Raw genomic sequence first — 13,580 nt, forward strand, 5'->3', positions numbered from 1 at the left:
AGGGTAGGGTTTTACGTGGGTCAGTCTTAGACGGAAATTACTGCGTTAGCTGGGTCAGTTTTCGGCGGCAATCAACAAACTGGCCGGGTGCTACGGGCTTGGGAAGGGCAAAGCTGTCCGACAGTTGCTGCAAATGCGGATCAAGCCGCAGCACGATGCAATCGTCGATGGCCACGCCCTCGTCGCGCGGATCGATCACTCCCCACTTGGCTCCTCCATAGAGGACTAGGGACTTGCCCCAGAGCGACAGGAAGGAGGTGTGAGCCAATCCCGCGCCCAATTCGGCAAACAGGTCGCGGTGGGCTTGCAATTCCATTTTGAAGCGGTCTCGCAGTACAACGGCCAGCCGCAACACCAAAATCGTCTGCCAGGAGTAGCGCGCCGGCGATCCGTGCCCTTTGGGCTTTACATCGGGAGGGATCAACGCGCGGCGACTCGTCCACTCGCGGAGTTGCTCCGTCGAGAGGCCCGTGAGCCGTGTCGCATCGCGCGTCGTGATGAGGTGCATTCTGAAAGAGGGCCTGCAAACTGAGATCGGGTATCGCCCCCGATTTTTCCACAAGATCGGGGCTCACACCCTTTTTTGTTCATGTAGTAGCCTCAGCCTGTTCCAGGGCGTCCCCTTCATTGGCAACAGAACGCACTCGTTCCAGCAGATGCAGTTCCAGCCCGGTCAGCGCCTCCTGCAATTGCTCCTGCGTCGGCGGCACATACGAAAGCGTCATCGAGCTGTTCGTTGAGTGCTTCATCAGGTGCGCGATCGTAAAGGCGTGCACGTTGAGCAGCGTCATCGCCGTCGCGAAGGTCTGCCGCAGGTCGTGCATCGACCAATGCTCGCCGCATTCGGCACGCGCCTGCTTGATGTGGAATTGCGGGGGGAGGCAGACCATGTGGCCCTTGCCGGAGTCGGGCGTAGCCGAACACGAAGTCGTTGATCTTGGCCTTGAGCTGGCGTTCCAGGATGGTCCGCGCGTGCGACGTGATCGGGAACATGTAGTCCTGGCCACTATCGGTCCCCTCTGCGGTCGCCGACACCGCATTCTCGGCTTCTGGGCGCCTGCAATCGGGCATTGAGCGGATCTAACGATCGACACCCTCGGACGTCGGCATCCAGTCTGAGGCGGGAGCGGCGACGCAGCCTAAGGAGTGCGCACAGTCGCGCGGGCTCACTATGGCCATATCGCGAGACGCATCACAACTGGGTGATTCCTCGCGTTCGGACGGAAGCCGCGCGCGCACAACTGCGGGAAATCGCCTCGCACACGTAGCCACGACGCTAAACCTCGACGAAGGCGCCAAAAAATTTCAATCGACTTTATTTTATCCGGGTATATATATCTCGACTTATCTGAGAGAAATTGGGAATTTTTGCCTCGTTGCGACGGTCAAAGATGCGTTTAGTCGGTGTCCCAAAAGCCCGAAGCAGCGTCAAGCTGTTGATTTCAAAGGCATCAGGGTTCCATTCCCAGTGAAATAAGTTCCAAGCTCAGTGAAAACCGACAGCAAAAGCTATCGCAACGATAGAAACCCAAGGGAACCCTTGGCTTAGCACTCCCTCTAACCGAGTGCTAATATGGCCAACACAAAGGAGTTTCCCCTGATGACAACGCTGTCTGGAGTCTCTGCCAACCAGCTGGCCGTCGCCAACCCCTGGTCGATGGTCCCCCCGCTGGGCAACCTGGATGCCTACATTTCGGCCGCCAACCGCCTGCCGCTGCTCACGCTCGAAGAAGAGCAGGGCTTCGCACGCAAGTTGCGCGACCAGAACGACCTCGAAGCCGCCGGTGCGCTGATCCTGTCGCACCTGCGCCTGGTCGTGTCCATTTCCCGCCAGTACCTGGGCTACGGGCTGCCGCACGGCGACCTGATCCAGGAAGGCAACGTCGGTCTCATGAAGGCCGTGAAGCGTTTCGACCCCGACCAGGGCGTGCGGCTGGTGAGCTACGCCATGCACTGGATCAAGGCCGAGATCCACGAATACATCCTGAAGAACTGGCGCATGGTCAAGGTCGCGACGACCAAGGCGCAGCGCAAGCTGTTCTTCAATCTGCGTTCGATGAAGCAGGGTTTCAAGGCCGACTCGGCCGCGGCCGACAACGGCACGCACCGCGAGACGCTGAGCCCCGACGAGGTCTCGCAGATGGCCACGCGCCTGAACGTGAAGCCCGAGGAAGTGCTCGAGATGGAAACCCGCCTGTCGGGCGGCGACGTGCTGCTCGATCCGGGTCCGTCCGATGACGGCGACGAAGGCTTCGGCCCCATCGCCTACCTGGCCGACGCCACGCAGGAACCGACCGCCCTGCTCGAATCGCAGCAGCGCGACCGCCTGTCGAGCGACGGCATCGCCACCGCCCTGGAGGCGCTGGACGACCGCAGCCGCCGCATCGTCGAAGAGCGCTGGCTCAAGGTGAACGACGACGGCTCGGGCGGCATGACGCTGCACGACCTGGCCGCGGTGTACGGCGTGAGCGCCGAGCGCATCCGCCAGATCGAAGTGGCGGCGATGAAGAAGATGAAGAAGGCGCTGGCCGAGTACGCGTAAGCGTCACGACCGCCCTCCTCCACGAAAAAGCCCGGCAGTGCCGGGCTTTTTTTCGTTCGGGGACGCTTCAGGGCGTCGACTTGGTCAGCGTGCGCAGCGCCCGCTTCGCGATGTAGCGGGTCTCGGCAACCGGCGACTCGGCCACCCAGCGCGTGCACAGCGTCTCGACCCACTCGGGCTGCGTCTTGCTCGCGTCGTTGAGCCAGTTGGCGACCGAGTTCTGCACGTAGCGATGCGCGTCGGCACGCAGCGGCTCCAGCAGCGGCAGCGCCAGGCAGGGCTCGGCCTTCAGCGTCTCGATCTGCGCGCACCACACGCCGCGCGGGCGCGTGAGCTCGCTGGCGAAGCGGCGCACGTTCGGATCGGCATCGGCCACCCAGGGCTGCAGCAGCGCCAGCGCTTCGTCGAGCGAATCGATGACGCTGTCGCGCACCGCCATCCAGGCGAACTCGCGCACGCCGAAATGCGGGTCGGCGGCAAAGCGGCGCACGGCGTCGAGCTGGGCCGCCAGCGGCAGGCCCGACAGCGTGATCCACTGCACCGCCCAGCAGCGCGCCACGTCGCTCGCGTGCGTGGCCAGCCGGTGCGCCACGGCATCGCGTTCGGCGTGTTCGGCCGTCATGTCGTACAGCGCCCGCGCGATGTGGCTGTGGCGCTGCATGGGCTTGAAGGCGGCCAGCATGGCGAGCGTGTCGTCCAGCCGTTCGTGCGCCGCATCGAGGCCGACATGGCCCGCCACGCTGCGCGCGAGCAGCGGCAGTTCGAGCGCGAGGAATTCGTTGAGGTTGACGGTCTCGAGCAGCCCGCCGTTCAGCGCGCCCAGCACCTCGGGCGGGATGAGCGCGATGCGGAACGCGCCCTTGCGCGACTTCAGGTGCGCGACCGATGCGGCGTCCATGCCCGGGGCGCCCGGCTCAGGACGCGAGCAGCGTCTTCAGGTCCGACACCATCGCGGGCACGCCCGCGCCGTAGCGCGCGTAGAGCCGCAGGCGGCCCTGCGGGTCGTAGATGTAGCTGGCGGCCGAGTGGTCCATGGCGTAGCTGGTCGGCGTCTTGCCATCGACCTTCTTGTAGTAGACCTTGAAGTCTTTCGCGACGGCGGCCAGCTGCTCGGGCGTGGGGATGAGCGCCACGAAGCTCGGGTCGAAGGCGCCCATGTAGGCCTTGAGCACCTCGGGCGTGTCGCGCGCCGGATCGACGGTGACGAACAGCACCTGCAGCTTGCTGCCGTCGGCGCCGAGCTGCTGCTTGACCTGCGCCATCTCGGTCATGGTGGTCGGGCAGACGTCGGGGCACTGCACGTAGCCGAAGAACAGCACGACCGCCTTGCCCTTGAAGTCGGCCAGCGTGCGCACCTTGCCGTCAGCGTCGGTGAGCGAGAAGTCTTTCGCGTAGTCGGCGCCCGTGATGTCGACCGCCTGGAAGCTCTGCTTCGGCTGCTCGCTGCAGGCCGAGAGGCCCAGGCCCAGCGTGGCCGAGGCGGCCACCCAGCCGGCCGTGGCGGCGATCGATTTCAGGGCATTGCGCTTGTTCATGGGCAGGTCAGGTCCGGTCAGCGGAGGTAATGGTCGACGAGCAGCGCCGCGAACAGCACGCTCAGGTGGATGAGCGAAAACCGGAAGGTCTTGCGCGCCAACGTGTCGGAGTAGTTGCGCCACAGCGCGAAGGCATAGCCGGTGAAGCCGATGCTCACGCCGATGGCGACCACGAGGTAGAGCCAGCCGCTCATGCCGTAGATGAAGGGCATCAGGCAGGCCGCGAACAGGATGAAGGTGTACAGCAGCACCTGCAGCCGCGTGAACTCGTTGCCGTGCGTCACGGGCAGCATCGGCAGGCCGGCCTTGCGGTAGTCCTCGACCCGGTACAGCGCCAGCGCCCAGAAGTGCGGCGGGGTCCACAGGAAGATGATCAGGAACAGGATCAGCGCCTCGGGGCCGACGTCGCCCGTCATGGCGGACCAGCCCAGCACCGGCGGCATGGCGCCCGAGGCGCCGCCGATCACGATGTTCTGCGGCGTCAGCGGCTTCAGGATGACGGTGTAGATCACCGCGTAGCCGACGAAGGTGGCGAAGGTGAGCCACATGGTCAGCGGGTTGACCGTGAACCACAGCAGCGCCGAGCCGGCCGCGCACAGCAGCGCCGAGAACACCAGCGCCTGCATGTCGCTGAGCTGCCCACGGGCCGTGGGGCGCCAGGCGGTGCGCTTCATCTTGGCGTCGATGCCCTTCTCGACCAGGCAGTTGAATGCGGCGGCCGCGCCAGCCACGAGCCAGATGCCCAGGCAGGCCAGCACGCCGCGCTGCACGTCGGCCCACGACGGCAGGCCGGGCACGGCCAGCACCATGCCGATGAGCGCGCAGAACACGATCAGCTGCACCACGCGCGGCTTGGTGAGCGCGTAGAACTGGCGCAGCACGTTGGCGGTGCTGGCGTGCTGAACAGGAATCGGGGTGCTCACGCGGTGGCTTTCTTCGGTTGGGGGGTGCCGCGCGCATTGTCGGCGGCGCGCGGAATCGGTGCAGCGGCGGCACTTTCGCGCCGGCTCTCGCACAACGCCCAGGTCAGGACCACGGCCAGCGCCGCGGCGCCGCCGGTGTGGAGCACGGCGGCGGCCAGTGGCCAGCCGAGCAGCACGTTGCCCAGGCCCGTGGCCAGCTGCAACAGCGCCAGGCCGGCCAGCCAGTGCGCCTGCGCGCGCAGCGCTTCGAGGCGGCGCAGGCGCCAGGCCAGCAGGCCGAGCGCCACGAACACGGCATACGCCATGAGGCGGTGCGCGTAGTGGATGGCAGTGAGGGCGGAAAAATCGAGCGGCTGGCCGTCGCCGGTCACGCCGAGGTGGCGCCAGATCTCGAAGCCCTGCGCGAAGTTCATCGGCGGCCACCAGCTGTCCTGGCAGGTCGGGAACTGCGTGCAGGCCAGCACCGCGTAGTTGGTGCTGACCCAGCCGCCGAGCGCGATCTGCAGCACCAGCAGCACCGCCGTGGCGATCAGCCCGTTGCGCAGGGCCGGCGACACGGCCGTGGGCAGGCGCTGCGCCGCCACCTGGCGGTAGCGCACGGCCTGGATGCACAGCAGCGCGAGCAGCACGATGGCGCCCATCAGGTGCATCGTGACGATGGCGGGGAACAGCTTCCAGGTGACGGTCATGGCGCCGAAGGCGCCCTGCAGGCAGACCCAGACCAGCGTGGCCGCGGGCCACCAGGCGCTGAGCACGACGTGATGGTGCGCGCTGTCGACCGGCGGCGCGGGCTGACGCCGCTGGCGGCGGCGCACGATCCAGGTCGCGCCGGCCAGCGTGAGGATCAACACCCCGACGCCGGTCGCGAGGTAGCGGTGGACCATCTCGATCCAGGCCTTGCTGTGCGTCACCGGGCCGGTCGGCTGGGCCGCCTGCGCCATAGCGATCTCGTGGCGCGCGCCGGCCGGGCTGGCGTTGCCGTAGCAGCCGGGCCAGTCGGGGCAGCCCAGGCCCGAATCGGTGAGCCGCGTGAAGGCGCCGAACAGCGTGAGGTCGAAGGTGAGGAACAGCGTGAGCACGGTCAGCGCATGCAACCGCCGCGCGGGGCCGGAGCCGGCGTTGCGGCGCCACACCCAGACCAGCGGTCCGAGCGCGAGCAGCACGCCGGCGCCCATCATCCAGGCGATCGGCGTGAGGTCGTAGAGGGAGCTCGTGTCCATGGGGCGGTGGTGGTTCGCGCGGGCTCAGCGGCCCGCTTCGTCCCACGACGACGAGGCGCGCAGCAGGCGGTCGATGTCGCGCTTGGCGCGGCTCGCGCCGGCGGCGTCCATGCGGGCCGGGAAACGCATCATCCAGTTGCCCATCGGATCGACCACGTAGAGGTGCTCGGACAGCGCGTGCCCTTGCACGGGCGCGAGCCAGCGGGCGAGTTGGTCGGCCGGCACGCGCAGCACGGTCGCGCCGTGCAGGCCGTTGGTCAGGCGCTCGGGCACGGGCGCCGCGTCGCTCACGAGCCAGACGCGGTCCAGGCGGTCTTTTTCGCGGCCCAGGCTCTCGCGCAGCTGGCGCTGCAGGTACAGCTGCTGCTCGCACAGCGCATCGCAGGCGGCGTCGGCCACCGCCACCAGCAGCCACTGGCCCTTGAGCGTGGCCAGCTCGACCGGCGCGCCGCTGCGGTCGGTTGCCGTGAGGCGGGGCATCTCGCGCTGCGGATCGATCAGCTCGCCGTACACGCTGCGGCCTTCGGGGCGGATCACGTAGTAGGTGAAGTACGAGGCGATCACGGGTGCCGCGCACATCAGCAGCACGGCGATCATCTTCCAGCGCCCGTGGACCGTGCGGCGGTTCTCGGCCTCGTCGAGCGCCTGGCCCGGCGACGGCATCGAGTGCACGGTCAGGCCCAGCGGCTCGTCAGAGGCCGCGGCCATCGCGTGCGCGGCGCCGCGCGCGCCGGAAGGGGGAGATGAATTGGAACCAGACATAGAGGATGACAACGAGGGCCGACAGGCCGAACCACTGGAATGCGTAACCGTAGTGCCTCTCCAGGCCCAACGCCGGGGCCGGCCAGTCGCGCTGCAGGCCCTCGGACGCCGGCCCGCTCTGCTGCAGCGACACGTCGGTGCGCAGCGGCAGCTGGGTCTCGCCGCGGAATGCCTCCAGGTCGAGATTTTGCCGGATGGGGGAAGACCCCTGAATGCCCGGTGCCGGAGCGCTGGCGCCGGCAGCCGAAGGGGCCGGTGCGGCGGCCGATGCCGCGGGCGCCGGTGCGGCCGCAGTCTTCGCGCCGAGTTCGAACAGGTGGCTCGGCGGCGGCTCGATCAGCGCCGTGAGCTCGACGATGCCGGGCGGCGTCTCGACCACACCGAGCTGCGTGCGGTCGACGAAATTGCGCTGCACCCAGCCGCGCTGGACCATCACCGCCTGCTCGCTGCCTTCGAGTGCGAACGGCGTCAGCACGTAGAAGCCCGGCGTGCCGTGCATCTGGCGGTTGTCCAGGTAGACCGTCTGCGCCGTGAGCCACAGGCCGCGCAGGCGCACCGGCCGGTGCATTTCACCGGCTGCTTCGCCCAGCGCCAGGAACTCGGCCTGCGACAGCGGGGCTTTCAGCTTCTGCGCATCGATGCGGGCCTGCAGCGCCTCTTTCTGCGCGGCGCGCGACAGCTGCCAGCGGCCCAGCGACACGGTGGCGGCCAGCGCCAGCACGGCCGCCAGCGTCACGACCAGGAAACGGCCCCGGCCCGCGCGGCGGCGCGGCGTGGCAGAGGAAACGAGAGGCTCGGGGGTCACTGGAGCGGACGGGGCGCGCGGCCGATAATGCGGGTCATGAAATATTTCGTCGCCCTGATCTTTCTGGGCATCTTCGCGAGCCTCGCTTTCGCGCTCTACTTCATGCTGAAGGACGGTCGCGACGGGCAGAACAAACGCGGCGGCATGGCCCGCGCCCTCACCTTTCGGATCGGCCTGTCGGTCTTTTTGTTCCTGTGCATGCTGCTGGCCTGGAAACTCGGCTACATCCAGCCCACCGGGCTCCCGCTCGGGAAGTAACAGATGGTGCTCGTTCCACGAGAACCATGAAAAAGGCGCCTTACGGCGCCTTTTTTCTGGAATGCCGTGAGGTTCTTCGCTCAAAGCCAATAGACCAGCACGTACAGGCCCAGCCAGACCACGTCCACGAAGTGCCAGTACCAGGCGGCGCCTTCGAAGCCGAAGTGGCGCTCAGCCGTGAAGTGGCCCTTCTGCAGGCGCAGCGTGATGAACAGCAGCATCAGCATGCCGATGAACACGTGCAGGCCGTGGAAGCCGGTCAGCATGAAGAAGGTCGAACCGTAGGTGCCCGAGCTGAGCTTGAGGTTCAGTTCGGTGTACAGGTGGAAGTACTCGTAGCCCTGCACGCCCAGGAAGATCACGCCCAGCAGCACGGTGAGCCACATGAAGCGGATGCACTGTGCGCGGTGGTCGGCACGAAGCGCGTGGTGGGCGATGGTCAGCGTCACGCCCGAGCTCAGCAGCAGCGCGGTGTTGATGGTCGGCAGCCAGAACGGGCCGACGGTCTGGAAGGGCTCGATGATGCCGGCCGGCGAACCGGTCACGCCGGCGGCGACGCTGGGCCACACGGCCTTGAAGTCGGGCCAGAGGATCGCGTTGTCCAGGCTGCCGAGCGTCGGCAGCGCGTGGGTGCGGGCCCACCACAGCGCCGTGAAGAAGGCGCCGAAGAACATCACTTCCGAGAAGATGAACCAGCTCATGCTCCAGCGGTACGAGAGGTCGATCTTGTGGCCGTACTGGCCGCTCTCGCTCTCGCCGACGGCGGCGCGGAACCACACGAAGAGCGTGCCGAGCCAGATCACCATGCCCAGCAGCAGCGACCACGCGCCCCACTGGTGGCTGTTGATCCATTGCCCCGCGCCGAGGATCACGAAGAACAAGCCGATCGCGGACACGACCGGGTAGGCCGAGGGTCCGGGCACGAAGTAGTAGGGCGTGGTGCCGTGGGTGGTTGAACTCATATCAGCTCCTGGCTTTCTTTCTTCTCTCGATTCAATGATTCTGGAGATCGTGGTTTTTTGTCTTCGGCTCAGCAGGCAGCGCTCAGGCGGCCGCGACCACATGCCGCACCAGCAGCACCAGCCCGACCACGAAGACGATCACTGCGGCAAACGCCACCACGATGACGTGCAGCGGATTGAGCTTGCCCAGGTCTTCCTTGTAGGCGCTGTTGCGGCGCACCCCGAAGAACGACCAGCCCACCGCCTTCATCGTGTCCCACAGCGTGGGCTTGCGGCGCGGGGCTTCGGGCGGCAACGACGAGGTCACGAGCGCGGCTCATCGGCGACAGCATGCGAAACGGCGGCCACCGGGGCCGGAGGCGTCTTGCCGCCCACCTCGAAGAAGGTGTACGACAGCGTGATGGTCTTGACGTCCTTCGAGATCTTCGGATCGATCACGAAGGCGACCGGCCACTGCTTCTTCTCGCCCGCATCGAGCGTGTACTGGTTGAAGCAGAAGCACTCGAGCTTGTTGAAATGCGCCGCGGCCTGCTGCGGCGCGTAGCTCGGAATGGCCTGCGCGGCCATGCGGCGGTTCTGCGTGTTCTGGAACTCGTACATCACCGTGTTCAGCTGGCCCGGGTGCACTTCGATGAAGCGCTCGGCCGGCTTGAAGTCCCACAGGCCGCCGCGCACGTTGGAGTCGAACTCGACCTTGATCGTGCGGGTCATGTCGACCTGCGTGTTGTCCGGGACGCGCACGTTCTTGGCGCCGCTGGCGCCGCCCGGCACCTGGAGCTCGGAGAGCGCGAGGATGTTGATGCCGGTCATCTCGCAGATGGCGCGGTACATCGGCACCAGCGCATAACCGAAGGCGAACATGCCGCAGGTCACGACGGCCAGCTTGCCGACCATGCGGACGTTGGCGCGGCGGATGCGTTGACCGAGGCTCATGCTGTTGCTTCCGTTCGGGGGGGCGATGCGGCGCGGTCAGCGACCGCTGAACCAGACCATGCGGACGATGAAGCCGATGAAGAAGATCACCGCGATGGAGGCCAGCGTGAGCCCCATGCGTCGGTTGTTCTTTCTTTGTTCGGGCGTCGTCATCGTGGTGCAGTCGTTGTGCTTGTGCGGCGTGCGCGGGTGATCAGCCGATCACCTTGGTGGCGGTCACGTCGAGCTTGGGCGGGTTCTCGAAGGTGTGGAACGGGGCCGGCGACGGCACTTCCCACTCGAGGCCTTCGGCCGCTTCCCAGGGCTTCTGCGCTGCTGCTTCACCCTTGCCGCGCATCGAAGGCAGCACGATGAACAGGAAGAAGTAGACCTGGGCGAAGCCGAAGAAGAACGCACCCACCGAGGCGATGGCGTTGAAGTCGGCGAACTGCATGGGGTAGTCGGCGTAGCGACGCGGCATGCCGGCCAGACCCAGGAAGTGCATCGGGAAGAAGGTGACGTTGAACGAGATCAGCGACCACCAGAAGTGGACCTTGCCGCGCGTTTCGTTGTACATCACGCCAGTCCACTTGGGCGCCCAGTAGTAGAAGCCCGAGAACATGGCGAACAGCGAGCCGGCCACCAGCACGTAGTGGAAGTGGGCCACCACGTAATAGGTGTCCTGCAGCTGCGTGTCGATCGGTGCGACCGCGAGGATCAGGCCGGTGAAGCCGCCCATCGTGAACACGAAGATGAAGCCGACCGCGAACAGCATGGGCGTCTCGAAGGTCATCGAGCCCTGCCACATCGTCGCGATCCAGTTGAAGATCTTCACGGCCGTGGGCACGGCAATCAGCATGGTCGCGTACATGAAGAACAGCTGGCCGGTGAGCGGCATGCCGGTCGTGAACATGTGGTGGGCCCACACGATGAACGACAGGATGGCGATCGACGAGGTGGCGTACACCATCGAGGCGTAGCCGAAGAGCTTCTTGCGGGCGAAGGCGGGGACCACCTGGCTGATGATGCCGAAGGCCGGCAAGATCATGATGTAGACCTCGGGGTGGCCGAAGAACCAGAAGATGTGCTGGTACATCACCGGGTCGCCGCCGCCGGCGGGGTTGAAGAAGCTGGTGCCGAAGTGGCGGTCGGTCAGCGTCATCGTGATGGCGCCGGCAAGCACGGGCATCACCGCGATCAGCAGGTAGGCGGTGATGAGCCAGGTCCAGCAGAACATCGGCATCTTCATCAGCGTCATGCCCGGGGCGCGCATGTTGAGGATGGTGACGATGATGTTGATCGAGCCCATGATCGACGAGGCGCCCATGATGTGCATCGCGAAGATGCCGGCGTCCATCGAGGGGCCCATCTGCAGCGTGAGCGGGGCGTACAGCGTCCAACCGGCCGCGGGCGCGCCGCCGGGCATGAAGAACGAACCGGCCAGCATGATGGCCGCCGGGATCAGCAGCCAGAAGCTGAAGTTGTTCATGCGCGCGAACGCCATGTCGGATGCGCCGATCTGCAGCGGGATCATCCAGTTCGCGAAGCCCACGAAGGCCGGCATGATGGCGCCGAACACCATGATCAGGCCGTGCATGGTGGTGAACTGGTTGAACAGCTCGGGGTTCACCATCTGCAGGCCGGGCTGGAACAGCTCGGCGCGGATCAGCAGGGCCAACACGCCGCCGATCATCAGCATCGTGAAGCTGAACAGCAGGTAGAGCGTGCCGATGTCCTTGTGGTTGGTCGCGAACACCCAGCGGCGCCAGCCGGTGGGCGCGTGGTGATCGTGATGGTCGTCGTGTGCGTGGCCGCCGGGGGCGTGACCGTGGGGGTCGAGGACTGCGCTCATGTCGTTGTTCCTTGCAATTTCTTCTTCGCGGGGCGCCGTCGGATCACTTGCCGCGCAGGGCCAGCACTTCGGCCGGTTGCACCAGCTGGCCCGTCTTGTTCGACCAGCTGTTCTTGGTGTACGTGGCCACGGCCGCGAGGTCGGTGTCGCTCAGCTGCTTCCAGGCAGGCATGGCACCGTTGTTCTGGCCATTGAGCAGCACCAGCAGCTGCACCTTGTGGTCGGAATCGGTCACCTTGGCTGCGCCGTCGAGCGGCTTGATCGGGCCTGCGCCCTTGCCGTTGGCCTGGTGGCAGGCCGCGCAGTTGGCGGCGTAGACCTTCTCGCCGCGTGCCAGCATGTCGGGCAGCGTCCAGACCTTGGTCGGGTCGTCGAGCTTGGCGGCGGCTTCCTTGCGCTTGGTGGCGACCCAGGCGGTGTAGTCGGCAGCCGACAGCACCTTCACGTGGATCGGCATGTAGGCGTGTTCCTTGCCGCACAGTTCCTGGCACTGGCCGTAGTAGTCGCCCACGGTCTCGGCGCGGAACCAGGTGTCGCGCACGAAGCCGGGAATGGCGTCTTGCTTGAGGCCCAGCTGCGGCACGGCGAAGGCGTGGATCACGTCGTTCGCGGTGGTGATGATGCGGACCTTCTTCTGCACCGGCACGACCATCGGGTTGTCGACCTTGAGCAGGTAGTCGTCGGGCATGGCGCCCTTGGCACCGGCGTCGGACATGGCGCGCTGCGAGCTGTCGAGCGTGGAGATGAAGGCCAGGCCTTCGCCTTCGCCGTTCAGGTAGTCGTAGCCCCACTTCCACTGGTAGCCCGTGGTCTTGATCGTGAGGTCGGCGTTCGTGGTGTCCTTCTGGGCCACGAGCACCTTGGTGGCGGGCAGCGCCATCACGATCACGATGAGGAAGGGCACGATGGTCCAGATGACCTCGACCACCACCGATTCATGGAAGTTCGCGGCCTTGTGGCCCACCGACTTGCGGTGCTTCCATATGGAATAGAACATCACCGCGAACACGGCGACGAAGATGACCGTGCAGATGATCATCATGATCGTGTGGAGCAGATGCTGCTCCTGCGCGATCTTGGTCACGCCGACCGGAAGATTCAGCTGGCGCACCGCGGGGCCGCCGGGCAGATCGTTGACTGCGTGCGCCGCGTTGCTGAACGCCGCGCCGGCCGCCAGCAACAGATTCGCCGGCCTGTACTTATTGCGCCAAATGCTCTTCATCGTGTTCACGTTTCTTCAATTTTTCGAAAACCCAACCGTGCAGCACCGCGCGAGCCCCCTCAGGCGCCACGCAACGCCATGCGAATCTCGCGCGCCAGTGCGGCTCGCAACTCCGGGCGTACATAGCGCCCCACCCTGACCGATCGACCTTGCCCCGAGACCTCGATCAGCGAACGATCGCCGGTCTGCGGTTCGATCCGCACCTGGTGCGGAAGAAATTCCGTGCGTTCGTAGTGCCCACCGTTCTCGAGCTCCACGACGAGGCGTCCGCCCTGCAGCGCGATCCGTTCGCCATCGGTGGCATGCCGCGCGTACATCATGAACGCAAAGCCCACCGCGGCCAGTTCGAGCCAGGCGAATGGCAATACCAGCGGCGCACCGTGCAGCCAGAACACCATGCCCGTGCCCAGAGATACCACGCACAGCGAGGCGTAGAGCCAGCCCAGCTGGCTCGGCGTCACCGAGCAATTGCGTTTCAGGAACCAGTGGATGTTCTGGCCTGAGACGGTGGCAAAACGAAACACGGAATTCGACACGGGCGAGTTCAGCAAATCGGTGCGTCGATGGTGGCCAAACCCCTCGTACAA

General features: G+C 66.0%; 17 protein-coding genes. 2 read left to right on the forward strand and 15 right to left on the reverse strand.

Going from position 1 to position 13,580, the window contains the following annotated elements; all coding sequences use genetic code 11:
- Positions 1-37: 37 nt before the first annotated feature.
- Both AC3WQR_RS27205 and AC3WQR_RS27210 read right to left on the reverse strand, forming a co-directional pair.
- Positions 38-508, reverse strand: coding sequence for a MerR family transcriptional regulator (locus AC3WQR_RS27205; protein WP_492744925.1), 471 nt, complete (start codon positions 506-508; stop codon positions 38-40).
- A gap of 79 nt (positions 509-587) precedes the next feature.
- Positions 588-890 carry a hypothetical protein gene (locus AC3WQR_RS27210; protein ID WP_492744927.1) on the reverse strand — a complete coding sequence of 101 codons (303 nt, stop codon included), beginning with the start codon at positions 888-890 and terminating at the stop codon, positions 588-590.
- A 710-nt stretch (positions 891-1,600) separates the two neighbouring features.
- Between AC3WQR_RS27210 and rpoH the strand changes: the two genes are divergently transcribed.
- Complete coding sequence (gene rpoH / locus AC3WQR_RS27215) at positions 1,601-2,542, forward strand: RNA polymerase sigma factor RpoH (protein WP_056577975.1); 942 nt, start codon at positions 1,601-1,603, stop codon at positions 2,540-2,542.
- Between the two features lie 67 nt (positions 2,543-2,609).
- Here rpoH and AC3WQR_RS27220 read toward each other — a convergent pair whose 3' ends face one another.
- From AC3WQR_RS27220 to AC3WQR_RS27245, 6 genes are read right to left on the reverse strand one after another with little or no spacing between them, the layout of a single operon-like run.
- A complete protein-coding gene (locus AC3WQR_RS27220; protein WP_492744929.1) occupies positions 2,610-3,440 on the reverse strand; it encodes a DNA alkylation repair protein in 831 nt (276 codons plus the stop codon).
- Positions 3,441-3,456: 16 nt separating this feature from the next.
- Entirely contained in the window at positions 3,457-4,077 is a 621-nt protein-coding gene (locus AC3WQR_RS27225) for an SCO family protein (RefSeq protein ID WP_095950891.1), read from the reverse strand.
- 17 nt (positions 4,078-4,094) lie between these two features.
- A complete protein-coding gene (cyoE, locus tag AC3WQR_RS27230; RefSeq protein WP_062481375.1) occupies positions 4,095-5,000 on the reverse strand; it encodes a heme o synthase in 906 nt (301 codons plus the stop codon).
- Complete coding sequence (locus AC3WQR_RS27235) at positions 4,997-6,220, reverse strand: COX15/CtaA family protein (RefSeq protein ID WP_492744932.1); 1,224 nt, start codon at positions 6,218-6,220, stop codon at positions 4,997-4,999. The genes cyoE and AC3WQR_RS27235 overlap by 4 nt, the downstream gene beginning before the upstream one ends.
- A gap of 24 nt (positions 6,221-6,244) precedes the next feature.
- Positions 6,245-6,928 (reverse strand): redox-active disulfide-containing membrane protein, encoded by a 684-nt coding sequence (locus AC3WQR_RS27240; protein WP_062481371.1) that lies wholly within the window; start codon positions 6,926-6,928, stop codon positions 6,245-6,247.
- Positions 6,912-7,787: an SURF1 family protein gene (locus AC3WQR_RS27245; RefSeq protein WP_492744934.1), complete on the reverse strand. Its 876-nt coding sequence runs from the start codon at positions 7,785-7,787 to the stop codon at positions 6,912-6,914. Before AC3WQR_RS27245 ends, AC3WQR_RS27240 begins: the two co-directional genes overlap by 17 nt.
- Before the next feature lie 27 nt (positions 7,788-7,814).
- Here AC3WQR_RS27245 and AC3WQR_RS27250 point away from each other — a divergent pair, with 27 nt between their 5' ends.
- The gene (locus AC3WQR_RS27250; RefSeq protein ID WP_062481367.1) at positions 7,815-8,045 is read left to right on the forward strand and encodes a twin transmembrane helix small protein; all 231 of its coding nucleotides are present in this window, start codon (positions 7,815-7,817) and stop codon (positions 8,043-8,045) included.
- A gap of 80 nt (positions 8,046-8,125) precedes the next feature.
- Here the strand turns inward: AC3WQR_RS27250 and AC3WQR_RS27255 are convergent, their stop codons facing one another.
- The 7 genes from AC3WQR_RS27255 to AC3WQR_RS27285 all read right to left on the reverse strand — a co-directional run bounded on the left by AC3WQR_RS27255 (position 8,126) and on the right by AC3WQR_RS27285 (position 13,529).
- Positions 8,126-9,007 (reverse strand): cytochrome c oxidase subunit 3, encoded by an 882-nt coding sequence (locus tag AC3WQR_RS27255; RefSeq protein WP_062481365.1) that lies wholly within the window; start codon positions 9,005-9,007, stop codon positions 8,126-8,128.
- Positions 9,008-9,089: 82 nt separating this feature from the next.
- Positions 9,090-9,257, reverse strand: a complete 168-nt coding sequence (locus tag AC3WQR_RS27260; protein WP_082818316.1) for a DUF2970 domain-containing protein — start codon at positions 9,255-9,257, stop codon at positions 9,090-9,092.
- A gap of 53 nt (positions 9,258-9,310) precedes the next feature.
- Complete coding sequence (locus AC3WQR_RS27265) at positions 9,311-9,940, reverse strand: cytochrome c oxidase assembly protein (protein ID WP_056577955.1); 630 nt, start codon at positions 9,938-9,940, stop codon at positions 9,311-9,313.
- A 36-nt stretch (positions 9,941-9,976) separates the two neighbouring features.
- A complete protein-coding gene (locus AC3WQR_RS27270; protein WP_217493469.1) occupies positions 9,977-10,093 on the reverse strand; it encodes a cytochrome oxidase small assembly protein in 117 nt (38 codons plus the stop codon).
- A 40-nt stretch (positions 10,094-10,133) separates the two neighbouring features.
- A complete protein-coding gene (gene ctaD / locus AC3WQR_RS27275; protein WP_062481356.1) occupies positions 10,134-11,771 on the reverse strand; it encodes a cytochrome c oxidase subunit I in 1,638 nt (545 codons plus the stop codon).
- 43 nt (positions 11,772-11,814) lie between these two features.
- Positions 11,815-12,993 (reverse strand): cytochrome c oxidase subunit II, encoded by a 1,179-nt coding sequence (gene coxB / locus AC3WQR_RS27280; protein WP_062481354.1) that lies wholly within the window; start codon positions 12,991-12,993, stop codon positions 11,815-11,817.
- Between the two features lie 59 nt (positions 12,994-13,052).
- Complete coding sequence (locus AC3WQR_RS27285) at positions 13,053-13,529, reverse strand: DUF2244 domain-containing protein (protein WP_056578078.1); 477 nt, start codon at positions 13,527-13,529, stop codon at positions 13,053-13,055.
- Positions 13,530-13,580 lie beyond the last annotated feature (51 nt).

It is taken from the genome of Variovorax sp. FW305-3-2-15-B-LB1, assembly GCF_058787635.1.